Source organism: Thermoanaerobacterium thermosaccharolyticum DSM 571 (assembly GCF_000145615.1).
GTDB lineage: Bacteria > Bacillota > Thermoanaerobacteria > Thermoanaerobacterales > Thermoanaerobacteraceae > Thermoanaerobacterium > Thermoanaerobacterium thermosaccharolyticum.
The window spans coordinates 1,572,253-1,598,982 of record NC_014410.1; the positions used below are offsets into that span (position 1 = coordinate 1,572,253).

28 protein-coding genes, 1 tRNA gene and 1 pseudogene are annotated in these 26,730 nt (G+C 34.1%); 6 read left to right on the forward strand and 24 right to left on the reverse strand.

The window, feature by feature from the left end:
• Nucleotides 1–50: 50 nt before the first annotated feature.
• The gene (locus TTHE_RS07835) at nt 51–533 is read left to right on the forward strand and encodes a DUF3189 family protein (protein WP_013298055.1); all 483 of its coding nucleotides are present in this window, start codon (nt 51–53) and stop codon (nt 531–533) included.
• Here TTHE_RS07835 and hflX read toward each other — a convergent pair.
• Complete coding sequence (hflX, locus tag TTHE_RS07840) at nt 523–1,767, reverse strand: GTPase HflX (protein ID WP_013298056.1); 1,245 nt, start codon at nt 1,765–1,767, stop codon at nt 523–525. The genes TTHE_RS07835 and hflX overlap by 11 nt on opposite strands.
• A 596-nt stretch (nt 1,768–2,363) precedes the next feature.
• A tRNA-Leu gene (locus TTHE_RS07845) sits at nt 2,364–2,450 on the reverse strand.
• Between the two features lie 693 nt (nt 2,451–3,143).
• Here TTHE_RS07845 and TTHE_RS07855 point away from each other — a divergent pair.
• Together TTHE_RS07855 and TTHE_RS07860 are read left to right on the forward strand one after the other, a co-directional pair.
• Nucleotides 3,144–3,377: a hypothetical protein gene (locus tag TTHE_RS07855; protein ID WP_013298057.1), complete on the forward strand. Its 234-nt coding sequence runs from the start codon at nt 3,144–3,146 to the stop codon at nt 3,375–3,377.
• A gap of 45 nt (nt 3,378–3,422) precedes the next feature.
• Nucleotides 3,423–3,647, forward strand: coding sequence for a hypothetical protein (locus TTHE_RS07860; protein ID WP_013298058.1), 225 nt, complete (start codon nt 3,423–3,425; stop codon nt 3,645–3,647).
• 641 nt (nt 3,648–4,288) lie between these two features.
• Here the strand turns inward: TTHE_RS07860 and TTHE_RS07865 are convergent.
• From TTHE_RS07865 to TTHE_RS07925, 14 genes and pseudogenes are all read right to left on the reverse strand, one after another.
• Nucleotides 4,289–4,996, reverse strand: coding sequence for a hypothetical protein (locus TTHE_RS07865; protein ID WP_041587569.1), 708 nt, complete (start codon nt 4,994–4,996; stop codon nt 4,289–4,291).
• Nucleotides 4,997–5,200: 204 nt separating this feature from the next.
• Nucleotides 5,201–5,341, reverse strand: a pseudogene (locus tag TTHE_RS14830) (VOC family protein); the annotation flags it as partial.
• 11 nt (nt 5,342–5,352) lie between these two features.
• Complete coding sequence (locus tag TTHE_RS14385; protein ID WP_196793611.1) at nt 5,353–5,595, reverse strand: VOC family protein; 243 nt, start codon at nt 5,593–5,595, stop codon at nt 5,353–5,355.
• 48 nt (nt 5,596–5,643) lie between these two features.
• A complete protein-coding gene (locus TTHE_RS07875; protein WP_013298060.1) occupies nt 5,644–6,372 on the reverse strand; it encodes a phosphoadenylyl-sulfate reductase in 729 nt (242 codons plus the stop codon).
• A 27-nt stretch (nt 6,373–6,399) separates the two neighbouring features.
• Complete coding sequence (locus TTHE_RS07880) at nt 6,400–7,131, reverse strand: ABC transporter permease (protein ID WP_013298061.1); 732 nt, start codon at nt 7,129–7,131, stop codon at nt 6,400–6,402.
• Nucleotides 7,100–7,948, reverse strand: a complete 849-nt coding sequence (locus TTHE_RS07885) for an ABC transporter ATP-binding protein (RefSeq protein ID WP_013298062.1) — start codon at nt 7,946–7,948, stop codon at nt 7,100–7,102. The genes TTHE_RS07880 and TTHE_RS07885 overlap by 32 nt, the downstream gene beginning before the upstream one ends.
• A gap of 17 nt (nt 7,949–7,965) precedes the next feature.
• Nucleotides 7,966–9,651 (reverse strand): sulfate adenylyltransferase subunit 1, encoded by a 1,686-nt coding sequence (locus TTHE_RS07890; protein ID WP_013298063.1) that lies wholly within the window; start codon nt 9,649–9,651, stop codon nt 7,966–7,968.
• Between the two features lie 15 nt (nt 9,652–9,666).
• On the reverse strand, nt 9,667–10,467 hold the full coding sequence (gene cysD, locus TTHE_RS07895) for a sulfate adenylyltransferase subunit CysD (RefSeq protein WP_013298064.1): 801 nt from the start codon (nt 10,465–10,467) through the stop codon (nt 9,667–9,669).
• A 73-nt stretch (nt 10,468–10,540) separates the two neighbouring features.
• A complete protein-coding gene (locus TTHE_RS07900; protein WP_013298065.1) occupies nt 10,541–11,767 on the reverse strand; it encodes an O-acetylhomoserine aminocarboxypropyltransferase/cysteine synthase family protein in 1,227 nt (408 codons plus the stop codon).
• Nucleotides 11,757–12,014 carry a sulfurtransferase TusA family protein gene (locus TTHE_RS07905; RefSeq protein WP_013298066.1) on the reverse strand — a complete coding sequence of 86 codons (258 nt, stop codon included), beginning with the start codon at nt 12,012–12,014 and terminating at the stop codon, nt 11,757–11,759. The genes TTHE_RS07900 and TTHE_RS07905 overlap by 11 nt, the downstream gene beginning before the upstream one ends.
• A gap of 24 nt (nt 12,015–12,038) precedes the next feature.
• Complete coding sequence (locus tag TTHE_RS07910) at nt 12,039–12,452, reverse strand: M67 family metallopeptidase (protein ID WP_013298067.1); 414 nt, start codon at nt 12,450–12,452, stop codon at nt 12,039–12,041.
• Entirely contained in the window at nt 12,449–13,270 is an 822-nt protein-coding gene (locus TTHE_RS07915) for a HesA/MoeB/ThiF family protein (protein ID WP_013298068.1), read from the reverse strand. Before TTHE_RS07915 ends, TTHE_RS07910 begins: the two co-directional genes overlap by 4 nt.
• A complete protein-coding gene (thiS, locus tag TTHE_RS07920) occupies nt 13,267–13,476 on the reverse strand; it encodes a sulfur carrier protein ThiS (RefSeq protein WP_013298069.1) in 210 nt (69 codons plus the stop codon). The genes TTHE_RS07915 and thiS overlap by 4 nt, the downstream gene beginning before the upstream one ends.
• Nucleotides 13,477–13,486: 10 nt before the next feature.
• Nucleotides 13,487–14,359 (reverse strand): 4Fe-4S binding protein, encoded by an 873-nt coding sequence (locus TTHE_RS07925; RefSeq protein ID WP_013298070.1) that lies wholly within the window; start codon nt 14,357–14,359, stop codon nt 13,487–13,489.
• Nucleotides 14,360–14,548: 189 nt separating this feature from the next.
• Here TTHE_RS07925 and hemB point away from each other — a divergent pair, with 189 nt between their 5' ends.
• The 3 genes from hemB to hemL are packed head-to-tail and all read left to right on the forward strand — an operon-like array spanning nt 14,549 to nt 17,384.
• Complete coding sequence (gene hemB, locus TTHE_RS07930; RefSeq protein WP_013298071.1) at nt 14,549–15,523, forward strand: porphobilinogen synthase; 975 nt, start codon at nt 14,549–14,551, stop codon at nt 15,521–15,523.
• A complete protein-coding gene (locus tag TTHE_RS07935) occupies nt 15,505–16,089 on the forward strand; it encodes a precorrin-2 dehydrogenase/sirohydrochlorin ferrochelatase family protein (protein WP_013298072.1) in 585 nt (194 codons plus the stop codon). Before hemB ends, TTHE_RS07935 begins: the two co-directional genes overlap by 19 nt.
• Nucleotides 16,086–17,384, forward strand: a complete 1,299-nt coding sequence (hemL, locus tag TTHE_RS07940) for a glutamate-1-semialdehyde 2,1-aminomutase (protein ID WP_013298073.1) — start codon at nt 16,086–16,088, stop codon at nt 17,382–17,384. The genes TTHE_RS07935 and hemL overlap by 4 nt, the downstream gene beginning before the upstream one ends.
• 24 nt (nt 17,385–17,408) lie before the next feature.
• On the opposite strand, the gene cobA is transcribed toward hemL, so the two are convergent.
• The 8 genes from cobA to TTHE_RS07980 form a co-directional block, all read right to left on the reverse strand.
• Nucleotides 17,409–18,899, reverse strand: coding sequence for a uroporphyrinogen-III C-methyltransferase (gene cobA, locus TTHE_RS07945; protein ID WP_013298074.1), 1,491 nt, complete (start codon nt 18,897–18,899; stop codon nt 17,409–17,411).
• Nucleotides 18,899–19,792 carry a hydroxymethylbilane synthase gene (hemC, locus tag TTHE_RS07950; RefSeq protein ID WP_013298075.1) on the reverse strand — a complete coding sequence of 298 codons (894 nt, stop codon included), beginning with the start codon at nt 19,790–19,792 and terminating at the stop codon, nt 18,899–18,901. Before hemC ends, cobA begins: the two co-directional genes overlap by 1 nt.
• On the reverse strand, nt 19,789–21,027 hold the full coding sequence (gene hemA / locus TTHE_RS07955; RefSeq protein ID WP_013298076.1) for a glutamyl-tRNA reductase: 1,239 nt from the start codon (nt 21,025–21,027) through the stop codon (nt 19,789–19,791). The genes hemC and hemA overlap by 4 nt, the downstream gene beginning before the upstream one ends.
• 210 nt (nt 21,028–21,237) lie before the next feature.
• Entirely contained in the window at nt 21,238–22,035 is a 798-nt protein-coding gene (locus tag TTHE_RS07960; protein ID WP_013298077.1) for an ABC transporter ATP-binding protein, read from the reverse strand.
• On the reverse strand, nt 22,010–23,035 hold the full coding sequence (locus TTHE_RS07965; protein ID WP_013298078.1) for an ABC transporter ATP-binding protein: 1,026 nt from the start codon (nt 23,033–23,035) through the stop codon (nt 22,010–22,012). Before TTHE_RS07965 ends, TTHE_RS07960 begins: the two co-directional genes overlap by 26 nt.
• Nucleotides 23,036–23,040: 5 nt before the next feature.
• Nucleotides 23,041–23,877: an ABC transporter permease gene (locus TTHE_RS07970; protein WP_013298079.1), complete on the reverse strand. Its 837-nt coding sequence runs from the start codon at nt 23,875–23,877 to the stop codon at nt 23,041–23,043.
• 6 nt (nt 23,878–23,883) lie between these two features.
• Nucleotides 23,884–24,888: an ABC transporter permease gene (locus tag TTHE_RS07975; RefSeq protein WP_013298080.1), complete on the reverse strand. Its 1,005-nt coding sequence runs from the start codon at nt 24,886–24,888 to the stop codon at nt 23,884–23,886.
• A gap of 20 nt (nt 24,889–24,908) precedes the next feature.
• On the reverse strand, nt 24,909–26,717 hold the full coding sequence (locus TTHE_RS07980) for an ABC transporter substrate-binding protein (RefSeq protein ID WP_013298081.1): 1,809 nt from the start codon (nt 26,715–26,717) through the stop codon (nt 24,909–24,911).
• Between the last annotated feature and the right edge of the window lie 13 nt (nt 26,718–26,730).

The following is a 26,730-nucleotide window of genomic DNA, read 5'->3' on the forward strand; positions in this document are numbered from 1 at the left end:
ATAATATACCTGCTTTTTTAAAAAAATATATTCTGAAAGGAGCGATTGCAATGCATATAATATACCATTGCTATGGCGGAACACATACATCGGTTATTGCATCATACATTCATATTGGGATGCTGCGTACTGATAAAACACCTACAAAAGAAGAAATTGAAAGCATTCCCATGTTTGATAAATTAAATGGTCAAAACGATACCGGCCACATTGTATCAATAGGTACAGATGAATATGGCAATAATGTCTATTCTTTAGGGGTAAAAAACGGCAAAAAGCTCATAGAACCAGCATTAAAGGATTTCTATTATCACTTATTTAATACTAATGACGGTCTTCTTATAATAGACACTTCATCTGCTACTAATTGGATCATGAAAATAGGAGGATTTATATCTATTGCATTGAAAAGCCCTATTATAGGAAGGCCATTGGTAACATACGGTGTCATAAAAGCTTATAAAAACATTGTTCAAATTGTAAAGAATGTAAAAGCACAAGAAAGTGCTGAATACAATGCTATTAAAAGATAATAAAATCTCTTAATATATTTTTTTCTACTGCACTTACTTGTGCTTTTATTTTTATACCTTTTTCATCGTATTCTTCTTTTAAAATTTTTGAATTTCTTTTTAAAAACAAATATTCTTTGTTTTTAGCGTATGGAAAATAGAAGTCTAATACGAATAAATCTTTATACGCAACATTATCAATTGCCTTTAATAATTCATCAATACCAAGCATTTCTTTTGCTGAAATGTAAATTTCATTATCTTTATTAACCGGCATTTGCTCCAACAAATCAGACTTATTGTATACCTTTATGATAGGCTTATCAATTGCTTCAAGATCTCTTAAAACATTTTCTACAACTTCAATTTTATGTTTTATATCTTTTGACGTTATGTCAATCACATGAAGAAGAACATCAGCGTATTTTGATTCCTCTAACGTTGATTTAAATGCTTCCACTAAATCATGAGGTAACTTTCTTATGAATCCGACAGTATCTATCAAAATTGCTTCTCTACCTGATGGCAAATCAAGTTTTCTTGCTGTTGGATCAAGAGTAGCAAAAAGCTTATCCTCAACATAGACAGAAGAATCTGTCAATGCATTCATTAATGTTGATTTTCCGGCATTTGTATACCCAACAATTGCTACAACAGGAACTTCATTTTTTCTTCTTCTCTCCCGAAGTAATTCCCTGTGTCTTTTCAAATCTTCTAATTTCCTTTCAATCGTCTTTATTCTCTCACGAATATACCTTCTGTCTGTTTCCAGCTTAGTCTCACCAGGTCCCCTTGTGCCTATCCCTCCGCCTAGCCTAGATAAATCATTTCCTAGACCTTGAAGCCTAGGCAGTCTGTACTTTAACTGTGCAAGTTCAACTTGAAGTATACCTTCAGAAGACTTTGCCCTTCCAGCAAAAATATCTAATATAAGACTTGTCCTATCAATGACTTTTCTATTAATTGTTTCTTCTATGTTTTTAAGCTGACTTCCAGATAATTCATCATTAATAATGACTAAATCGATATCCATGTTATCTACAAATTGTTTTAATTCGATAAGCTTACCTTTTCCTATATAACTATTTCTATCAATATTAGTCCTGACCTGTGTCATAATGCCTACAACATCTGCACCAGCTGTCTTGGCCAGCTCTTTTAATTCCTCCATACTTTCACTATCATCATCATCATTTATAATTACCCCTACTAATACTGCTTTTTCTCTATCTGTATTGCTCAATTTGCTATCCATAAATTTCACTCCATACAAATATTCGATACAATATATATTATCCCGAATTAATGTATTAATCAAGATTTTCTTCTAAACTGCAATATTAAATACAACACTTAGTGATATGTTATTGTTTTTTGCAATAATCAAATGCAAAAAGTTGAAATAAACAATTGCAACATCCCAGTTTTCAAGTAGCTTGAACATAAAATTCAAAACCTAATCCCTTATTTCTGTATGAAGAAGCAAAATATAATTCAGACTATAAAGAACATATTGAAGTAATTAAAAAAGATAGCGTTACAGATAAAGATTAATTAAGAATGGCACAGATTACATTATCTTGAAAGAGCAGCAATAGACGTCAGTAATTGCACATCACGTATGGCCATTTTTATATATTATCTTGATGAAGGTTATGATTCTGACAAACAATCATTTTTATAGATATAGCCAAAGCGCAGGTATTATTTTTTATTTCAAGAAATAGAATAAAAAAACGCCATACCTTGTAGAGGTATAACATTTTTACAATTACCATAAATTGAATGTTAGCAAATCATAAAAAAACAAAAAGCCAATTTTTATAAATTGGCTATAATAAGCTTTAATATTGGTGCCGAAGGTGGGACTCGAACCCACACGGTATCGCTACCACTGGATTTTGAGTCCAGCGCGTCTGCCAGTTTCACCACTTCGGCAATCACATAAAATATATTACCATATTAAAAATGAAATTTCAATATCTTATTTAAGAAAATCTTGATTGGTTTGTTATATAATTAAATACAACATACAAAAAATAGAAATCATTGTGAAAATCTTGTATGATATATATTTCAAACCAAAGCATACAGGAAGTTTTCACTATGGTTCATAATAGTAATTATAACAGAATTGTACGTTGTTTTAAACAATATATATTCATATTATTTGGATTTTACGCAGCTTTACACGGTGCTCTTTCTGGTGTGCACAAATTTCATTATTTTACTTTCACACTAATTGAAAGGATCGAGATTGAATTGAGAAAAAAACTTTCCTTTTGAATTATTGGAAAAGACAAGCCAGCAAGTTGAGTGTAATGGTAAAAATGCGCCACAAAAAGCTGCCATTTTCAAATGGTTACATGCTAGAAATAATAAGCGTAAAATAATCAACACCTAGTAAACAGGTTGGTAATCTATACCCAAATCTATAGTAATTGAATTCCGGCTCAAAAATCGATTCCAGCCATTTTTCAGCTAATCCTATATTTTGGTATAAGTTCACTGACCACTTAGGTAAGCATGGTACTGCGTGGACTATTTCTCCAGATTTTTAGAACCATAGTTGTAACAAATTTCTTTGTCTTGGTATATTATTTACCATGATAAAGAAAGGAGGGTAATAAAGTGTGTGAAGAGTTGTCAGTTAAAAAAGCTTTGGAAATAGCTTACAACACAGGTCAGCAAGTCACAATAAATTTAAATAGCGGCACAGTTCTGGAAGGAGTAATAGTAGAAAAATTATGGAGAACAGCTTTCCGTGTTTGGCTGGAACCTGCCGAGCCTGTTGAACCAGGCGAAGATATTGACAAAGCTATCGTAGGTATCTATGCTGTCAAGTCGGTTGAATTTGGAGCATGACATTAAATTCCTAACTTTAAAATGTTAGAAAGGAGGGTAACCCGTATGTGTGATGATGTATATGAAGGCATTTTAGAAGCATTGGAATATGCTGTGCTGACTTGTCAGTCGGTCAATATTGGTTTAAATAGAAGAAATAAAGCAGAAAGAATTGAAGGCGTCGTAAAAAAAGTATATGAAAATTCATTTCTTATCGACTTAGAAGATAAATCCTATGAATATGATGCCACTTTTCCCGTCTCAGAAGTTGAATATGTTGAATACTCCTGATAGGAATCACCTAATTTAAAGGAACGTTATTGACATTCCTCAGGCTACGCTGAAAATAAGGATAAATTGACATCGTAAAGTATACTAGCTTGTTTTAATTAGACCGAGCTTTTTAGCTCAAATATAAATTGATACTAACTCCCTTTTTCTTTGACAAAACAATTACACCTATTTCAATGCAGGTTTTCTGTGTTCTAAATTGAATATTGACGATGTGTAGTGCATTAAAGCAATGGAAATAAATGATCATTCAATTAACTAGCTGGCGTTAGTAAAAGAACAATTATGTTGTGTATAATAAAGAAAATGTGATATGTTATTTGTGGTAAAAATACAGCAAGCTTTGGCCGTCCCGGAAGAAACAGAGTGAAAAACCTTGCAAGTCTTTTTCAAGCCTGTCAAGTATGCTATAATGCTACCAAAGAACCGTCCGGGGGGCCTTTTTTATTAGGCGGTCGCAGATATCCTACTATCAATGAAAAAAAGAATTATTGTGCGGTAATACTAATTCTTATATAACGTTTTAATTTAACCTTTCAAAAAATTAAAAAAACCAGATTGCAAAATTTGTCATGGAATATCGCAAAAACGCTGCAAGTATTAAAGACAGCCTCTTTATGACGTATTTAGTTGACTACTTTTTATACAAAATTAAGATAAAAAATCTGGTCTGAAAGTGAAAGTTTTTTGCTATTCCAATCTCTCTTATAAAGTTTAATCACCTTATAGGGCAGATTGAGATTCTTTATAAATTTCTCAAACTTGTTATCTAGCCAAGGCGGAGTCCATGCTCCCGATCTACAAATATGAATAGCTACCGTGTATATACCTTCAGGTAATACATCTATATCCCTGTAATATTGAATTGAAAAAAGTTTATTGAAGTCTTTAAAATCCTCAGGTCTTTCAAAAGTATGAGGACTGTATATTATGTGAGCCCTTTTTATTTTGCCCTCATTTAAGAGCTTTCCCAGCCAGTTGGCACAGTTTAGCTCAAAATTAACCGAGCTCATTCCTGCATAGCCTAAATCAGCGTGTGTGTCGAAAGAATACACTTCTTCACATTTATTAGCTTTGGCGATATAATAGGATAGCATATGAGATTCAGATACAAACACTTTGATATTTCTTATAAAATCAAAATGTTCTTTTATTTTGACCCAAAAATCATTTAATACAGAAGTTGTATCTACTGACTTTTCAAGATCCTCACCTTTTAAAACACTTTTTATATACCTCTTATACCAGATTGCCTCTATGCTTCTTTTGTTTTCAACATAAGAATTTAGCCAATCTCTTTTCAAAGGAATAAAATAATCCCAATCTATACTCAAAAGGCTGCGAACCATATTCACCTATTAACCTCCTTGAGATTGTGCTTTTACCTCCTCTGTATATGCTACTCCATAAGCTTATAAATTAATTTTGTTACATATAATAAATCAAGACTAATATTTAAGTAGATTATATCACTTATTTAAACTATTTTAAACATTCACCTTTAAGCAGTAATGATTAAAAAATATAGCGGCTGCAAGAAGCCGCTATATTTTTTAATTTTCAGGATAATTTAAAGACCAACTTATGCCATATTGGTCAATTACAATAGCATGATAAGCACCCCAAAATGTCTTTTGTAATTCAAATCTAACTGTTCCCTTTTCTTTAAGTTTTTCATACAATCTGTCTATCTCATCTTTGCTTTCTAATCAAGAATTAGTTCCGGATTGTTGACCACTTTTTGGTTATCTAACTTGTCAACAAAATACAGAACACAATTCTCATTTATGTGCAATTCCGAATGAATGATTTTGCCCTCATGTCCTTTAAACATTTCAACATTATCGGCTAGTTGAACATTTTTTATCTCGCCGCCAAAAACTTCCCTGTAATATTCAATTACCTCCTTACAATTGTCAACGTAAATATTGGGGGTAATTCTCTTCATAAGTTTAATCCTCCTATAGTTTAGCAATAAACGTATGCTAATATTATATCACAATGTAATATGTTTTTGAACATGAAGTCCACATTCTTTTTTATCAGGATCCTCCCACCACCATCTTCCGCTCCTAACATCTTCTCCAGGCTTTACAGCCCTTGTACAAGGCTGACATCCAATGCTTCTGAAGCCTTTATCATAAAGGCTGTTGTAAGGGATATTTTCTTTTTTTATATATTCCCAAACCATATCTTCAGTCCAAAATGCAATGGGATTTATCTTATATATAGAATGAACGTAGTCCCACTCAAATATATTTATATTCTCACGAGTTACAGATTGTTCTCTTCTTAAGCCACATATCCATCCATCAACCGTAGCAAGAACTCTTTTTAGCGGCTTGACTTTTCTAATTTCACAGCATTTTTTCCTAAGATCAACGCTTTGGTAAAAAAGATTCGGACCATATTCTCTAATTAGTGGTTCTAAGTCCTGGCTTTCAGGAGTATACACTTCGTAATTAAAATGATATCTCCTCATTGTTCGTTCCATCAGATCATATGTGGATTGAAAGTGTCTTCCAGTATCGATAAAAAATATCCTTGCCTTATTATCAATCTTCAATAGTATATCTGTTAAAAGCTGATCTTCTATTGAAAGACTTGAAGCTAATACAACACGAGATGCACCAATTTTATCATAAACATACTTTATAATCTCAAATGGACTTTTATCTTTATATTCATTATTTAATAATTCAAGATCTAATTTATCTATGCTCATTATATCTCACCTCATAATATAAAAATTTTACATCAAACCCCATCTACACCTTATTGATTTTTCTATTCTTCCAAATACGAATTTATCTATGACTAAACCCAAACTTAAAATTATCAGCATTACAGCAACAACCTGGCTTATATTAGATGCATCTTTTCCTTTCGAAAGAATCTGTCCAAGACCTGTTGCAGATACCAACATCTCACCAGAAATCAAACCTCTCCAGGCAAATGACCATCCTTCCTTAAGCCCTGCTATTATATTTGGAAGCGCTGCAGGAATGATCACATTTGAATATAATTTATATCCTTTAGCCCCCATTGTCTTAGCTGCTTTTAAATAAATCGAATTTACGTTTTTAATACCTGAATCTACAGCAAGAATAATAGAAAATATAGAGCCAATAGCAATAACAAAAATTATTGTACTTTCATTGTATCCAAACCAAAGAATTGAAAAAGGCACCCATGCAAGATTAGGTAAAGTCTGTAAACCCAATATCAACGAGCTGAAATTTTCTTCAATATATTTAAAGTGAATCATTAAAAAACCTATGATAGAACCAATTACAACAGATATTAAGTATCCAATTACAAGTCTTCTCATGCTGGATAATATTGCATATATAAGCATTTTAGTTTCGAATAATCTAATTATTAAAATAAAGACAGAGATTGGAGAAGGTATAATATTTGCATTCCAGATTTTTATGATTTCTGTATTTATTTTATAGACCAATTCCAATATTGCTATCAACATTAGATAAAAACAAATCTTTTTCAACACTCCAATCACCGTCATATTCAGCTTTTGCAACTTTTTCTACCTCCTCCCTTAATTCATCCATTATTTTCCTTACATAGTAATTTACGTCCGGACTTTCTGGTTTTCTTGGCCTAGAAAGTTCTATCTTAAATTCTTTTTTGACTCTTCCTGGATTAGTCGACATTACAACAACGCGATCCGCTAATACCACCGCTTCTTCTATATTATGGGTAACAAAGACAATCGTCTTTTTTGTTTCCATCCAAATTCGCTGCAATTCCAACTGTAAAATACCTCTAGTTTGACTGTCAAGGGCTGAAAATGGTTCGTCCATCAAGAGCACCTGAGAATCAATGGCTAATGCTCTCGCAAGTGCAACTCGCTGTCTCATGCCACCAGACAATTGATGAATATATGAATCTTTAAATTTTGTAAGATGAACCATTTTTAAATATTCCATAGCTCTTCTTTTTCTTTCTTCTTTTTTTATGCCTGCCATCTTCATCCCAAATTCTACATTATCTATAACTGTAAGCCAAGGGAAAAGAGCAGATTCTTGAAACACGACTGCTCTATCTATACCTGCATCCCTTACCGCACTACCATTTAAAATAATTCTGCCGCATGACGCACTTTCAAGTCCGGCAATTATATTAAGCAGTGTAGACTTGCCACAACCAGAAGGACCAACAAGACATACAAATTCCCCTTTGTCTATTAAAAGATTAACATTATCCAGTACTAAATTCGCTTTTGAATTAAATCCAAAACTTTTTGATATATTCTGAATAATAAGAAACAAATTAAACACCTCTTAAGTTCCTGCTTTTAAACGGCTTTATATACAATCCGTTTATTAGCTATAGGATCATACCACTTATTTGCAAAATCAACTAAATCGTATTTTGACTCCTTAAAATCATTTTTAAAATTAATAAAATCATCTTGATTTTTTACCCTTGCCAAAAATCCATCACTGCTATATACAGGATAACCTTCATACTTATAGTCATTTAAATTGATTAAATCAACCAGTTTACCATCCCTTATTAAGGCAGATAGCTCATTATTTAAGTCAATAACATCAAAATTATCAGGGTAATAATATGTGTCTCCATTTATAGGTAACTTATCACCTATTTTATAAGATTTTCTTTCAACAGCTACTTTCTTTATCTCGTTGTATGGTATTAAATAATAATATTCATCAAAGCAGGTTATTGGAAGTTCCACATTTTCTTTTACAAATTTATTTGCTACATCTAAAATCTCTAGGCCATTTATAATTCCCCCACCACTTATATCATAACCATCTACAATAACAAATCTCCCTGTTACATGATTATTTCTAAATTCATCAAAACAAATTTTATCTTTAGTCTTTATCACAACTTCAGCGACTTCATTAGTATTTACTTCTTTTGCGTTGTCATTGGAAAAAAGCGTAGAAGCATCTATAGCTTTGTTAATTGCGGCTATTTCACATTCTGTCTCTTGTGTAACTAATTTAAGTTTATATCTTTTATTCATTGTCAGCCTTTTTTCACCCATCCAGAATATATTCGCCTTAAACGTATCTCCTACCAGTGGAGCCTCATCATCCTTGCGGGTTATAAATTCTCCCCTTTTATAAAAAAACTCATCAAAAAGCGTAATTCCGACTGACATTCCCGCTTCAACTTTTGTCGTCTTGTCTTTTTCTTGCCAGTATTCGATGGTTTTTATTTTAGACGTTCTTTTACTTGGATATATTACTATTTCATCTCCCACATTAAGTACGCCAGATTCTATCCTGCCAGCAATAATCCTTCTATTGTCAAATTTATAAACGTCTTGTATAGGTAACCTCAGTGGTTTATCGATTATATCTTTATCCTTTTCAAAAATATCTAAAGCATCTAAGACTGTGTCACCTTTATACCACGGCATTTTTTTTGACCTTAAAGCTATATTCTCACCATAAAAAGCGGATACGGGTATATATTTTTGTGGAAAGACATTAATGCTTTTTAAAAAGGTATCCATATCGCTTTTTACATCTAAAAATTTTTCTTCCGAATAATCTATTAAGTCCATTTTATTAACTAGAACATAAACTTTTTTTATGCCCAGCAATGAAAGAATGTATCCATGCCTTTTTGACTGTTCTCTTACACCTTCATTGGCGTCGATAACAAGTAACGCAGCTTCTGCATTAGCTGCACCAGATATCATATTTTTTAAAAATTCTACATGTCCCGGTGCATCTATTATTACGTAATCTCTTTTTTTTGTATGAAATTGAATTTGCGTTGTATCGATGGTTATACCTTGTTTTTGTTCCTCTTCAAAAGCATCTAATAAATACGCATATTCAAATGGCTTACCAGTTTCTTTTGATATTCTCTTTACTTTTTCAATTGCCCCCTCCGGCAATGACTTTGTATCGTATAAAAGCCTTCCGATAACTGTCGACTTTCCGTGATCAACGTGACCCACAACAACAATCTTAAGAGTCTCCCTAAACTTAAGCATGTATTTTTCCTCCTTTTACATATAACCATCTTTCCTCAGTTTTTGCATAGCATATGCGTCTTCTTTGTCCTGTGCTCTGCCAGCACGTTCATTTATATTTGTGTGCTTTAATTCCTCTATAATTTCATCAACTGTTGAGGCATTTGAATCTATTTGTCCTGTACATTGTGCACATCCAAGACTTCTATACCTTTTACCATTCTTTGCAAAATACAAATCCACAACCGGTATATTTTCCCTCTTTATATATTCCCAAATATCTAATTCAGTCCAGTTTAATATAGGATGTACCCTGATATGGTTACCTTTTGGAAAATCTGTCTTAAACTGATCCCAAAGCTCTGGAGGCTGGTTTGTGTAATTCCACTCAGACTCTTTATTTCGTTCACTAAAAATCCTTTCTTTTGATCTTGAACCTTCTTCATCCCTTCTCACACCTACAATCAATCCTTCAAATTTATACTTATCTATCACATGCTGCAATGCATCTGTTTTTAGTGCCTTACAACAAACTAATCTGCCTTTTTCTGGACCCATGCCATTATTTATAGCATCCCAGTTTGTGTAGACGATAAGGTCGAGATTATACTCCTTTGCAATCTTATCTCTAAATCTTATCATTTCGGGTATTTTATATGTCGTATCTATATGAATAAAAGGAAACGGGCAATGTCCAAAAAAAGCTTTTTTAGCAAGCCACATCATTACTGTAGAATCTTTCCCAATCGACCACAACATACCGAGTTTTCCAAAGCTTTTATAAGCCTCTCTTAATGTGTATATACTTTGAGCTTCCAACATATCTAAACGATCCATATTAACACCTCACCGTAGCAATTTAATTATAAGTAAGCATATCAAATTACTTATAATTTGTATAAAAATAAAATTATAGTCTATCAATAGCCTGCTTAAAATCTTCTTTTAAATCTTCTATATCTTCCAGCCCAACACAAATTCTTATTAAATCGTCAAATACTCCCATGAACTTTTTTTCCTCATCACTGCTTTCGGCAAAAATCGTAGATGATGGATGAATTATAAGCGTACGTGTATCACCTATATTTGTGATATTTGTTGCATACTTTAAAGAGTTAATCATTTTATAAGCTTTTTCTTTAGAACCTACACGAATTGTCAATATCGCACCAAATTTATCACCAAACTGTCTTTTTGCAATATCATGAAATGGGCTTTCTTTAAGCCCCGGATAGTTAACTGATAGTACTTTATCAAATTCCTTCAAAAAAACAGCTAATTCATAAGCATTCTGGCATAGCCTCTCCATCCTTATTCCAAGCGTTTCTAAACCCAAATTGTTAAGATATGCATTAAATGGAGACATACACGCACCAATATTTCTAAATAGGCCTTTTCTAAGCTTTGCTAGATAAGCAAATTGCCCATATTTTTCAAACTTTTTCAACATTGAATACTTATTAAAATCCCAATTAAATTTACCAGAATCGACTATAATTCCACCAATAGAATTCCCATGTCCATTTATAAATTTTGATGTTGAATGTATAACGATGTCTGCTCCCATTTCTATCGGTCGAATTAAATATGGAGTAGTTACAGTATTATCCACAATTAAAGGAATTTTATTTTCGTGTGCCAGAACTGAAAGACTTTTTATATCAGGAACATCTAATTTAGGATTTCCAATGGTTTCGATATAAATCAATTTTGTATTATTAGTTATAGATTCTTTAAAAGCGTCTATCGAATTATCTTTTGCAAATTTTACAGTAATGCCAAAGTTTTCAAAATCTTTAAATAGTTCATACGTCCCACCGAATATTCCTGAACTAGATAGTATTTCATCACCAGTCTTCAAGATATTTAAAATGGCTAAAGTTATAGCAGCCATTCCTGAGGAGCATGCAACTGCCCCTATTCCGCTTTCCAGTGATGCAATCCTTCTTTCAAAAGCTTCAATAGTTGGGTTATTTATTCTCGTATATGTAAAGCCATATTCACTGCCTTTAAATATATTCTCCAGTTCCTCTGCTGAATGGCTAAATGATGTAGATTGATATATAGGCGTCAATGAGGCTCCAGTCTTTTCATCAGGTCCATAATTCAGATGTAATAGCATTGTATTAAACCTCATTGACAAGGCCTCCCTTTTTAACAAATATCGTATATGTCCCATCTCGGTTATTTATAACATTTAATATTTTATGTCCTTCATCTTTAAAGCTGGATGGTACGTTCTTAATCGGCTCTCCTTCATTCATTCTTACTTCAAGGATTTGCCCATCTTCTAATTCTTCTATAGCCACCTTTGCTTTGACAAAAGTAATAGGGCATACTACATCAGTTATATCTATAAAACTGTCAGCTTTTATATCTTTCATGACTATACTTCCTTTCCAAAATTTTTAATCTTCAATTAAAATATCTTCTTCATAGCTATTCCCATACTCAATTATGAAACTCTTTAAGACAGGGTTTTTTTTGTCCATCAGTGACAATATTAAATAGCTGAGTTTACTATCAAATGCCAATCTTTTGTCTTCTTCAGAAGGTCTCGCCGGTGATTGGGGGTGGCTATGGAAATTCCCGATAAGCACAAATTTGTTTTCTCTGAAATGCTTCAAAGCCTCAAATTGTTCTTTCGGATCCATTGAAAAGTGCTCAGGACTTCTATCTATATTAGTCAGTAAACGAACTTCCTTAACAAATTTCTTTTCACCATCTACTATTCCTGCAAGTAAACCACATGCCTCAATAGGACTTTCTTTCTTTGCATGATTTAATATTTTTTCATAATCATTCCTTGACAGTATTATCATTTGTGATCCTCCTTAAGATCGCACTGTAGCCCTGCATAATCTATCAACTCTTTTATTGAAGGATGGACACCACAAACTTGACAGCTCTTTCTCTTCGATATTTTTATTTTCCTGAATTCCATTTTTAACGCATCAAATGTCAATAAATAGCCTGTTAAAAGTTCACCAACTCCAAGTATATATTTTAATGCTTCTGTTGCCTGAATCGTACCAATTATCCCACCCATGACTCCAAGCACTCCTGCCTGTTTACATGTAGGAACGGCATCCTTCGGCGGCGGATCTTGAAAAACACATCTATAACATGGTCCTTCACCAGGTACATATGTCATTGTTTGACCTTCAAATCTTATTATTCCGGCATGTGAGAAAGGTTTCTTTATAAGCACACAAGCATCATTTATTAAGAATTTTGCCGGGAAATTATCCGTACCATCAATTATAAAATCGTAATCTTTATCATTTATGATGTCAATTATGTTTTTAGAGCTTATCCACTCATGATATGTTATTACATTTACATCAGGATTCATCTCGTTGATTGTCTCTTTACCAGATATAACTTTATCTTTGCCAATGTCCTTAGTTCTATGAATTATTTGTCTTTGAAGGTTTGATAAATCCACCTTATCATAATCTACTAATCCTATAGTTCCAACACCTGCTGCCGCAAGGTACATAGCTGCTGGCGCTCCAAGGCCACCTGTCCCTACTATCAAAACTTTTGAATTTAATATTTTTTGCTGCCCCTTTGCACCAACTTCTTTTAATATAATATGACGTGAATACCTTTCTAACTGTTCATTAGAAAAATTCATCTACTTCCTCCTCCCATGTAATAAAGGAATTCAACTGTATCTCCGTCTTTTACAATTATTTTATCAAAATCATCTCTTGACAATATTTCATCGTTAAGCTGAACCGTTACATATTCTTTCATTTTAACATTTAATACATCTAACAATTCCTTTACAGTATACTCTCTGTCAATTTTTTGATCATTGCCATTTACTTTGATATTCATAGTAACACCCTCACTTTATATTTTCATCTTCTAAAATTTCTTTTTTGAAATTTTCAAGTCCAATTCTATTTATTGTGTCATAAAGCCTTTCTTTGCTGATCCCATTGCTTTTGTAAAAATTCATTGTTTTCTCAATAATGTTTGGTATTTTTTCTACATCAACAAGGTCTGCAATATGGTACCCAAAGTTGTACTTTTTGCCAAACTTGCCGCCCACAAAAACTGCTACGCCGTTTCTTTTTCTCTTCCATGCATCCATTGGGCACACTCTAATGCATGAACCGCAATAAATACATTTATCATCGTCTCTTCTGGCTAAATTGTCTTTAATCGTAATTGCTTTCACGTCACAGACGTCTGCGCATAGTCCGCAACCTGTGCATAAATCCTCACTAAGTTCAGGCTCTACCTGCCCTTGAAATCCGATATCATTAAATTGAGGTTTCGTACAATTATTAGGGCAACCTGAAATTCCCATCTTAAATTTATGAGGGAAACCAGGTGTTGGAAAGAACTCGTCATCGAGTTTTTTTGCTAAACCTTGCGTATCAATTAATCCATATGGGCAAATAGTACCTTTGCAGGCTACAATCGGTCTTACTCTTGGTCCACAGCCAGCCATTGCAAGTCCAATTCTCTCAACTTCTTCTTTTACCTCTTGTAATTTGGAATAGTGAACCCATGGAATCTCTATACCGAGCCTTACTGTAAATGTAACATATCCCCTACCGTATTTTTCAGCAAGTTCAGATACTTTTCTCATCTGTTCAGCGGTAATATTGCCGGCGACCACTCTTATTCTTATTGAATAGTAATCTTTTTGCTTTTGTTTAATAAATCCACCATCTTTTAATGTTTTTATTAAATCATCATTGAAAATCATTTTATCCTCCTTTAATTCATAGTAAATAGATATGAATTTATGGATTTCTTTTTTATAATTTAACACATCGCTTAAGTAATGTCAATCAAATTTTATTTGAACTTTTAAATTTAATTTTGATAAATTTTTCTCATATATATCAAAAAGTGCTATAATTATTTCATAAATAATTTTTAAAGAGGTGTCGCTATGGAATTACTAAAAAGGCCTAGGAGGCTTAGAGCAAATGAAGTTATAAGAAGAATGGTAAAGGAAACGTCTATAAGCGTAGATGATTTGATATATCCTATGTTTGTTGTGCCCGGTGAAAATATAAAAGAAGAAATTGATGTAATGCCTGGAGTCTATCGTTATTCTGTAGATAACCTTGTAAAAGAGGTCAAAGAAGTATATGATTTAAAAATACCAGCCGTCCTGCTTTTTGGCATACCATCAAAGAAAGATGAATTAGGTTCTGAAGCATATGATGATGATGGGATCGTACAAAAAGCTGTAAAATCTATAAAGGAGTCAATTCCGCAAATGATTGTCATAACTGATGTATGTATGTGCGAGTATACAAGCCACGGGCATTGTGGAATTATAAGGAACGGCTATGTACAAAATGACGAGACAGTTTCATACATCGCAAAAATAGCATTGTCACACGTCAAGGCAGGTGCAGACATTGTAGCCCCATCAGACATGATGGATGGACGCATAAAAGCAATAAGAAATATCTTAGATGAAAATGGTTATGTAAATACGCCAATAATATCCTACAGCGCTAAATATGCATCGGCATTCTATGGTCCTTTCAGAGAAGCAGCCAATTCAGCACCTCAATTTGGAGATAGGAAGTCATACCAAATGGATCCTGCAAACTCTGACGAAGCTTTAAGAGAAATTTCACTTGACATAGACGAAGGTGCTGACATAATAATGGTTAAACCTGCACTGCCGTATCTTGATATAATAAGAAGAGCAAAAGACACATTCAATGTCCCTATCGCAGCATACAACGTAAGCGGTGAATACTCAATGATAAAAGCCGCATCTCAGATGGGCTATATAAACGAAAAATCTACAGTTTTAGAATCTTTGACAGGAATAAAAAGAGCAGGCGCCGATATCATAATAACGTACTTTGCTAAGGATGTTGCAAAATGGCTTACTATCCTATAATGTTAAATATCACAAATAAAAAATGCCTTGTAATCGGTGGTGGTAATGTAGCATATAGAAAGATATTGTCTTTACTTGAATTTGGTGGCACTGTTACAGCTATAGCACCCAAATTCATCAAAGATATTTGGGAACTGTCTAAAAACAACAGAATAGAATTAATAGATCGAAAATACCAAAAGAACGACGTTCAAAATTACAATTTAGTAATTGTTGCAACCAATGACAAAATGCTTAACAAAGAAATATCAAAAGAATGCATAGATAACAATATACCTGTAAATGTCGTTGATGATAAAGAGCTTTCAACATTTATAACCCCGTCTGTTATAAGAAGAGGTGATCTTACTATATCAATATCAACAAATGGCAAAAGTCCCTTATTGTCAAGAAGAATAAGGGAAATGCTCGAAAATGTAATTGTAGAGGAATTTTGCGGTCTAATATCCGAACTAAGCAGCACAAGAGTTAAACTTAAGTCATCGTCTATGTCGCTTGACGAAAAAATCAAATTATACGATGATATAATAAGAAAAAGCAATCTTTTAAAAAGGGATGATAAATGATGAATCACGAAATATCGAAAAAACTTTTTGATAAAGCTAAAAAACTTATGCCTGGCGGTGTAAATAGCCCTGTAAGAGCGTTTAAATCTGTTGGAATAAATCCACCGTTTATAAAAAGAGGATATGGCAGCCATATAGAAGATGTAGATGGAAACACGTATATAGATTATGTTCTCTCGTGGGGCCCACTTATACTGGGTCATTGTAATACTCGCATAGTCAATGCTTTAAAAAATCAGTTGGAAAATGGCACAAGTTTCGGAGCTTGCACTGAAATAGAAGTCAAATTAGCCGAAAAAATAAAAAGCGCTGTTCCATCAGTTGAAGTCATAAGGATGGTAAATTCGGGCACCGAGGCTACAATGAGCGCTATAAGGTTAGCCCGTGGATATACTGGAAGGGATATCATAGTGAAATTTGAGGGGTGCTACCACGGCCATTCAGATGGCCTTCTCATTAAGGCAGGGTCCGGTGCTCTTACATTTGGGACACCTGATTCAAAAGGCGTAACAAATGAAACAGCTAAAAACACGATAATAGCAAAGTACAATGACAGTGATTTGATAGTCGAGATATTTAAAAAATACGGAGAAAATATCGCCGCGGTTATTGTTGAGCCAGTGGCAGGAAACATGGGAACTGTTCCGCCAAAAGAGGGATTTTTGAAGACTTTACGAGAAGTTACAGAATCGTATGGTTCACTTCTCATATTCGATGAGGTTATGACTGGATTTAGAGTATCTTTTTCATGTGCTCAAGGACTATACGGTATTAATCCGGATATAACCACATTCGGAAAAATTATTGGAGGTGGCTTGCCTGTTGGTGCTTATGGTGGAAGAGAGGATATTATGAGGTTGATCTCCCCCGACGGCCCTGTTTATCAAGCAGGTACCTTATCTGGCAATCCACTAGCAATGGTAGCCGGTTACGAAACATTGAATGTATTATCAGAAGACCCTTCTATCTATGATGAACTGGACAAAAAAGCTGACAGACTGTGCAAAGGTTTGAAGAATAGCATGGAACAAAATGGAATAGATGTTAAAATAAATCGCGTCGGTACCATGATGTGCATGTTTTTTAGTGACTGCGATGTCTACGACTTTAAAACAGCCACTAAATCAAACACAGATATGTTTGCAAAATATTTCAATGCTATGTTAAAAAGAGGCATTTATTTGCCACCATCTCAGTATGAAACTTTTTTCCTCTCCACTGCACATACAGATGAAGATATTGACAAAACAATTGAAGCAAGCTTTGAAGCAGCAAAAGAAATTTTGTGGCAATAAATAATAAATAAAAAGTGAAGGTTTTTATTCCTCACTTTTTATTATATCTTTGACTAATTCTTCCATCGTATATACGCTTGGCATTATATCAACTTTAAAACCACTTCTTTCTATTGATTCTTTCGTCACAGGTCCTATTGCAGCTATTTTTACATTTTTTAAGAAAGATATATCATCTCCTAATATTAAAGACATGTATTTAAATGTTGATGTGCTTGTAAATATTGCTATATCAATACCCTTTTTAATCTCATTCGTTAATTTATCTTTTATTTCATAATTTGGGGTATTTTTATACGCCACAATCTTATCTAAAAAGGCGATATCTTTGAGATTGTCTATAAGCATATCGCCACCTATGTCAGAAGTCAAAATCGCCACACTTTTCCCTTTTGCATAACTCTTAAGCTTACCAGCTAAAGCTATAGAAGTATATTCATCAGGCACAACCTCTGGATATATATATATTTTATTTAGAGCCTCACATGTCTTACTGCCTATCGCTGCAATCTTTACTCCATTCAATTTTCTTAAATCAAATTTCTTTAAATTGATAGTTTTTTTAAAGACGTTGACGCCATTTACACTTGTGAAAATAATATAATCGTATTTTTCAATATTATCAATAAGCTTTGATACATTATCTACTTCCGGAATTACCTTTATAGTTGGGCATATGACGACATCTGCCCCATTATCTTTTAAATCATCCACAGTACTCATAGCTAAGTCGTATGTCCTTGTTAAAAGGACTCTCTTTCCAAAAAGTCGTTTCTTTTCGAACCAGTCAAGCTTTTCACTCATGTTTACAACTTTTCCAATGACAATTATTGCTGGATTGTGCATACCTTCATTGCGGGACTTTTCTGCAATATCTGATAAAGTGCCCTTTACCACCTTTTGATGCGGCGTAGTCCCATTCATTATTACAGCAGCAGGAATATCTTTAGACATACCATTTTCAATCAGTTTATTTACTATAAATTCGATGTTCTTCATACCCATCAAAAATACAAGAGTACCATTGAGTTTAGCAATCACTTTCCAATCGAGATTTTCAGTTTTACCGTCAGATTCATGGCCTGTTATAACATGAAATGATGAACTTAAATTCCTGTGTGTAATAGGAATACCTGCATAAGACAAAACAGCTATAGCAGAGGTGATTCCCGGAATCACTTCAAACGGTATGCCCTTATCGTAAAGATACTCCCCTTCTTCACCGCCTCTTCCAAATACAAACGGATCGCCGCCTTTTAATCGCACCACCGACTTGCCCTCCATAGCCTTTTCAGCAATAATCTCATTTATTCTCCATTGTGGCACTTTATGTGAATCAGGCATCTTTCCAACATCTATAAGCTCAGTACCATCTTTAGCCATTGCAAGTATGCTGTCATTTATCAATCTGTCATATACAATCACATCTGCCTTTTTTATCGCTTCAATTGCCTTTAATGTAATAAGACCTATATCACCAGGCCCCGCACCTATTAAATAAACAAAGCCTGCCATTATATACCTCCAATTTTTTCAACTAGTCTATCACCTATTTTATCTATATCCCTCATTAATCCTGTTTCTCTACCCTTTATAAGTTTCCCATCTTTATAATATGATACTCTCACCGTAATTAAATCATCATTCCCATTCCTTTTATATTCTGAATATATTCCTAATGGTATCTTGCAATTTCCGCCAAACTTCTTCATTATTTTTCTCTCAGCGGACGACTCAAAAAAAGTTTTTGCATCAAGTAGCATTGGATAAATTTCAAAAAATTCTTCTTCAAAATCCCTCCTAATCTCTACAGCCAGTATTCCCTGACACGGTGCCGGAACAATCAAATCAACTGGAAAATAATCCTTTATCATGTCTTCAAGGCCGAGCCGTTTTATTCCAGATGCCGCCAATACTATACCATCTAAGTTTAGCTCATGCATTTTCTTTATTCGCGTGGCAATATTACCTCTTATGGGTACTATCTCAATATCTGGCCTCAAATTCTTAAGCTGGACACTTCGCCTTAAACTGCTTGTACCAATTCTTGCATTATTTTTTAAGTCAATAAATTTTTCACTCCTTGAAATAAAAACATCACGTGGATCTTCTCTTCTATATACAGATAAAAGCTTAAGGTCATTAGGTACTTCGTAAGGCATATCTTTCATGCTGTGAACAGCCATGTCAATCTCATTATTAATCAATGCATCTTCGATTTCTTTAACAAAAAGACCTTTGCCTCCTATCTCGCTTAAAGGTGCATTTAATACACTGTCGCCTTTTGTACTTATCTTTACTATTTCAAATTCAATATTAGGTTTATACTTCTTTATTTCATTAATCACTATAAGTGTCTGAGTCAAAGCAAGCTCACTTGATCTAGTCCCAACTCTAATCTTCTTCATATGTTTTCCTCTCTTCGATCTTCATTAAAGGATATATCGTCATTCATCAAAACATCTTTCTTTATGTGTGATATCATCATATTCGACATCTTGTCTGCAACTCTTTTTAAAGATATCCTAATATTTTCCTTATCTCTTTCTGTTGCACCCTCAAGTTTGTTTACCAATCTCTCAAATTCTATATCGCATATGTTGTGTGAATAAATGTTTACCTTTTTAATGTATGGTTCAATCTTTATCGTCTTAAACCAATCATTGAACTCCGCTTTTTTATCGAAGATCATTTTCTCAATATCTTTAATAACATCAATACGCTTTTTTCTATTTTCTTCAGCAGTTTTTCTAAGATCATCTATTGTATATAAGCTTACGCCATCAATTTCTGCAATTTTAGGATCTATGTCTCTTGGAAGTGCAATATCAACCATGCAAATCCGTTTTCCATCATAAACATTTATAAATCTGTCATAGCAAACAGTATAGTGTGGTGCATTTGTAGCACTTATCACTATATCGCTTTTTGCAATTTGTTCATACTTATCTTCATATGGCACAACATCTATTTCAGGTATCTCCTCTTTTAGGTTTTGAGCCCTTGAATGGGTTCTGTTTGAGACACACACATTGACTCCTTTTGCAATAAGGTTTTTTATAGCGATCTCGCCCATTTCACCTGTCCCGATAACAAAAGCTTTTTTGCCCTTTATATCTTTAAATACATCTTGTATAAACTTAACAGCGATATGGCTTATAGACGATGAAAAATTTTTTATACCCGTATCTGTGCGAGCCTTTTTCCCAAGAGTAATGGCATCCCTAAAAAGTTTATTTAATATTTTGCCAGAGGCTTTATTAATTTGTGAAATATTTAGTGCATCTTTCACCTGACCCAATATCTGGTCCTCACCCACAACCATTGACTCTAATCCACACGCAACTCTAAAGATATGTTCCACAACTTTTATGCCAGATATACCATAAAGATAATGTTTAAAGTCATCTTCTAACTTAAAATGCTCTACATAAAATTTTTTTATCTCCTCGAGACCTATGCTCTCTGAATAAAAATATACTTCACTCCTATGGCATGTTGATAATATAACTATTTCATCAAGCCCATCATTTTTTAATTCTTGGAGCACATCAGCTATATCTCTATTAAAAGACACCTTCTCTCTAATTTCAATAGGTATACTTTGATCAATTCCAACCATCTTTATGTTATTTATATCCATACAAACCAACTTCTTTCGTAATGTAAATTTTATAAAACATCGCTTAATCATAATTTTAGCACAAAACCATATATTTTTTAAAATATATAATGTTGTGATTAAAAAATAATGCTATCTTAACAAGATAGCATAAAGCGAAATCAAATGCAAGGCGATTATGAATTGAATATGAAGAAGAAAATGGAAAGAAGTATTATTTATACATAAGTTTTATAATGCCCATCGGCTCTCTATTTTAGGGACATCACCTATTAGATGTTTAGTATACTCTTCTGTTGGATTTAAAATCACATCGTCAGGAAAGCCTTCTTCCACAAATCGTCCTTCTTTCATGACGTATATTTTGTCAGACACATAGTAAGCAAGGCCAATGTCATGCGTTATAAACACAACTGTTGTCCCGGTTTCGTCTCGCAACTTCATTAATGCATCAAGTATGCTTGCCCTCGAACAAGCATCAATCATTGATGTAGGCTCATCGGCAATGACAAGCCTTGGCCGTATCAATAATACACGCGCAATCATAAGCCTCTGCATTTGACCACCAGAAAGTTCAAAAGGGTATTTATTATATATCTCTTCAAATCTTAAATTCACAAAATTGCATGCTTCTTCAATCTTTTTGTACTTCTCGTCTTTTTTTAGCTTGATATTAAGCAGTTTTATGCAGTCCGATAATACATTGTCGACTTTTTTAAATATATTAAATGATGAAAATGGATCTTGAAAAATTGGCTGCACATTTTTCCAATACTCTATTCGCTTCTCTCTGGTCTTCAATTCTATAGGTCTATCTCTGAAGATAATTTCACCACTGGTTGGGCTAAGCAATCCTAATATCATTTTAGCCAATGTCGTCTTCCCACTTCCACTCTCACCAACGATCGATATTATTTCACCGCTCTTAAACTCAAAATTTACGTGATCGACAGCAATAATTTTTTTCTTTTTATTTGAAAATATCTTTGTTACATCTTTCCCACTAAGTAGTAGCTCGCTTTTTGCCATTTTCATACATCTCCTTAAGCTCATCTACTCGTAATACGCACCTATAACTTCTGCTATTATTTACATATTTCATATTTACTTTGCTGATTTTACATTCATCTTTAGCATACAAACACCGATCAGAAAATCGACATCCTTCCAATTTGTATTTTAAATTAGGAGGAGCACCGGGAATAACCGTCAGCTTTTTCCCTTTTATACCCTTTTCTGGCACAATTATTGAATTCATCAATCCATTAGAATAAGGATGAATTGGATCAAAAATAACTTCATCTGCTTCTCCTGATTCAACAATCTCACCTGCATACATAACCATAATATCATCAGCGATATTGTATAAAAGAGGCAGTTCATGTGTTATAAAAACCATCGCCTTTATAAATCCTCTCTTTATCAAATCTTTTAAAAGCTTTATCACTATTTTTTGAGACGTAACATCCAGTGCTGATGTCGGCTCATCTGCAATAAGAATCTTTGGATTTAATATTGTGGAAATCGCTATAACTGTCCTCTGCTTCATTCCGCCAGAAAGTTCAATCGGATATTTCTGAAGAACATCTTTTGGCAAATTGAGAGTTTCAAATCTCTCTTCCGCAATTTTCTTTATTTCATTTTTGGTTATTCCTGATACATGTTCTTTCATCACATCTTCAATCAAGTTTATAATCCTTTGAGTGGGGTTTAATGCATTCATTGCAGCTTGCGGTATATACGCTATTTCCTTGCCGAGTATTTTTTCCCTTAATTGATTATAGGACATTTTTATAATATCAACTCCTCCAATACAAACAGAACCGCTCTCATAAAAAAGAGGAGGATAATAATATCCCATAACGCTCATAGCTAATGTAGATTTGCCACATCCTGACTCTCCTGCTATACCCAAGCACTTGCCATCTTCTAAATCAAATGATACATCATCAACTGCAGTAATATTTTCATTAAATCTTGTCTTATAGACGCTTTTTAAATTTTTAACTTCTAATAATTTTTCAGCCATAATTATTAACTCCTTATTTGTGGATTAAAAATTTGATCAAGTCCTGTGTTCATCAAATTTAGCGAAAAAGTAATCAACGCAATCATTAGAACAGGCGGTAGAAAAGCCCACCAAGCACCACTCATTTGTGCTTCATACATTGTAGCCCAGTTTAACATTAGCCCCAGTGTTACCGTGTTCTGCGGTCCAAGTCCTAGCATCGATATGGTGGCTTCAGAAAGAATTCCGGATGCCACTTGAAGAATAAATGCCATGCCAACGTATGACGCTATATATGGCAATATTTCAGTTGCAACAATCTTTGGTATACTATAGCCTGAAACTTTTGCAAGGTTTACATGATCCCGATTTCTTAATGATATCGTTTGTGCTCTCACAGCTCTTGCAGTCCAAGGCCAGCTAGTAAATCCAATTACTAGTGCAGTAGTTAAATACGATCTGGAACTAATACTGACAGATATTAATACTAATATAATAAAGGATGGTATGACGAGAAATATATTTGTAATTGATGACAGTATATCATCAACTAAACCACCTATATATCCACCAAAAAGCCCTAAAATGAGCCCTACTCCTGTGGCGATTCCGCCAGCTAAAATCCCAATAATAAGCGACGTCTTCCCCCCTGCAATTAATTCTACAAATTCATTTCTCCCGAAATTATCAGCTCCTAATGGTAAATTAGGACCCGGCTTTTGAAACATTGTATAATTCATTTTTAAAGGATCTTCCTTATTCACAATTGGAAAAATAATCACACTCAATAACAATAAAGCAAAAATTATAAATCCTAGCCTAAACTTACTTGACTTGAAAATAATACTGAAATTATTTTTCATATCTCATCACTCCTGTTGGGCAACTTTAATTCTAGGATCTATCAAACCATAAATAATATCTATCACGAAATTAGCTATCAAAACACCTGTAGTGATTAAAAGAGTACATCCTGATATAAGAGGAAAATCCTGTGCAGCAATGGCGTTAAAAAGCACTGAGCCTAAACCAGGATAGCTAAAGACGATCTCTGTAATAAGTGCACCTCCAACCATTGTACCTAGCGAAAGTGCTAATCCGGTTATTTGCGGAAGAACAGCATTCCTAAACACGTATCTTACAATTTTTGAATCCTCAAGGCCCAATAATCGGCAATATTTGACATAATCAGCATTTAATTCGTAAATAGACATCTCCCGCATACCTAGAGACTGTCCACCAATTCCCACCAGAACTATTGACCAAAAAGGCAGTTGATAATGTTGTACTACTGAAAGAAAAAAGGAAATTGTAGGACTCGGTATCATGTCGAAAGCATACCCGCCGCTGGCTGGAGCAATCTTTAATACGACAGCAAATAGCCACACTAATACAATAGCAAATCCAAAAGACGGTATGCAGCTTATAAATAGAAAAACTGGAAATAAGACCTTGTCAAAGCCCTTCTTTATGTAAGCTGCTAAAACACCCAAAACATTGCCAAGAATCCAGCTTACAATAATTGCAGGCAGTTGAAGTCCTATTGTCCACATGATTGAACTTGCCAATATGTCTGTTACTTTTCGTGGATACTGTCCAAAAGAAGTACCCATATCTCCATGAAAAAGATTAGAAACATATATGAAAAATTGTTCCCAAATAGGCTTGTTTAATCCAAATTCTTTCTCAAATGTCTCATAAACTCGCTTAATTGAATTTGTATCTGCCATTCCGCTGGTGATTTTTGAAACAATTGTTGATACCGGGTTACCCGGTATCAACCTTGGTAAAAGAAAATTCAAAAACAGAGCTACTACAAAAGTTAGGATGTACCACACCATTTTACTTGTCATATATCTTCTATAGCTTTTCACTTTAAACTCTCCTCTATTTTTTATTTAGAAGAATGAATCTTATATAAAGCTGCTATTCCATAGCCGTCCATACATATATTTGGAGGAATATTCGTTCCGTCGCCATCAACAGGGAAACCGCTCCAAACAGAAGTATTAACAGTGTAGAAGTCAGCAGGCCTGTACATCAAGCCAATCATTGGAACCTCTTTTAAATAAATCTCATTAAGCTTTGTCCAGGCGTCTTTTAACTGTGTTTCATCAGTGATGTTAGGTATCTGATTCAACAAAGTATCTACTTCAGAGTTTTTATAGCGGCCATAGTTGAAATAAGCTGTCTGGCCTATAGGAGCATACCCATTTGAGCTCATTCCCTGATATGCACGTGCCCAAGGAGAAGATATTCCTATACCTTGATATGAGTACATGCCCATATCAAAATTACCTGTCTGCATATCATTGTTCCAAACAGACTGTTGTGGGAAATATGTTTGAACGTTTATACCTATTTCTTTGCAAGACGAGGCTACAATTTCAAGTGCTGCGTTCCAGTCAGACCATCCAGTTGGACACTCAACTTTAAACGACAATTTCTGCCCGTTTAACACCCTTATTCCGTCTGGTCCTTTCTTAGCACCAATGGAATCAAGCAATGCATTGGCACCATCAATATCATGAGATTTCCATTGAAGCGGTGCTAATTGACTTTGGTCTACAAGTTTTTGCTCTGAATCAAGAGGCAGCATCAATGATGGAGACATTTTCCCAGAATATCCGCTCATGGCATTTTTTGCGATCTTATCGTAATCTATAGCCATTGCTATTGCACGACGTACGTTTGCATTGTCAAGCCCTGGCTTTGTAACATTTATAACCAGCCAAGGTATCACACCAGGCATATAGTATGGAGGTTTTGATAGATAAGTCTTTATATTTGATCCAAATGTCTGAATATTTGGTGTAAATTGCTGCGAAACATCCACTTGATTCTGCCTTAAAGCAGTATCACCAGCAGCATTGTCTTTAAATATATTGTGAACTATATATTTTGGTGCCGGCAATTTGCCCCACATTGAAGGTGCCTTGCCCCAATAGTTGTCGTCTCTTATCAAGACAACTTTCGCATTATCATAATAGAAAACTTTGTATGGACCTGATGCCACAGGATTTGCATTTACTTCACTTGAAATTTTGCTAAAATCATTATTGTCTTTTTCTTCTATCTTTATCCAAACGTGTTTTGGCAAAATGTATACTGATTCAAGTGCTTCTTCAACCATTAAAGGATTCTTATTGTCGCTCTTTAATTTAAATTCTACAGTAGTATCGTCCTTTGCAGTAACACTGTCAAGGTAATTCCAGTTGCTGGACCATGAAACAGGGTATTTTTTACCTAACTCAAAAGTATACACAACATCATCTGCCGTAACTTTTTCACCATCGTTCCACTTTGCATCGGGATTTAATGTCACTGTACATACAGTACTATCAGATGAAAATGCGTATGATTTGCCTAAAAGTGGATACATCTTTCCATCAAGTTGATTGTACATAAACAATGTTTCAAATGTAAGTTCTCTGGCTATACTTGTAGCTGACAATGGAAGTGAAGTCTGGCTCGGGCTTAAAGGATTAAACGTTGTTGGAGGTCCCCATTGTAATCCGCTTATATACAGTGTCTCACTTCTAGGCGTAGCCTCACCAGGTTTTACAGTATTTTCTGTTGTCGTTGTCGTCTTTGTCCCATTGCTGGATGACTTATTTGCATTCGAATTACTGCCACAGCCGACGATAAGCAGTGATACCATTAAAAACACAAGTATAATGCTTACTAGCTTTTTAAACTTCATAAAAAACCCCTCT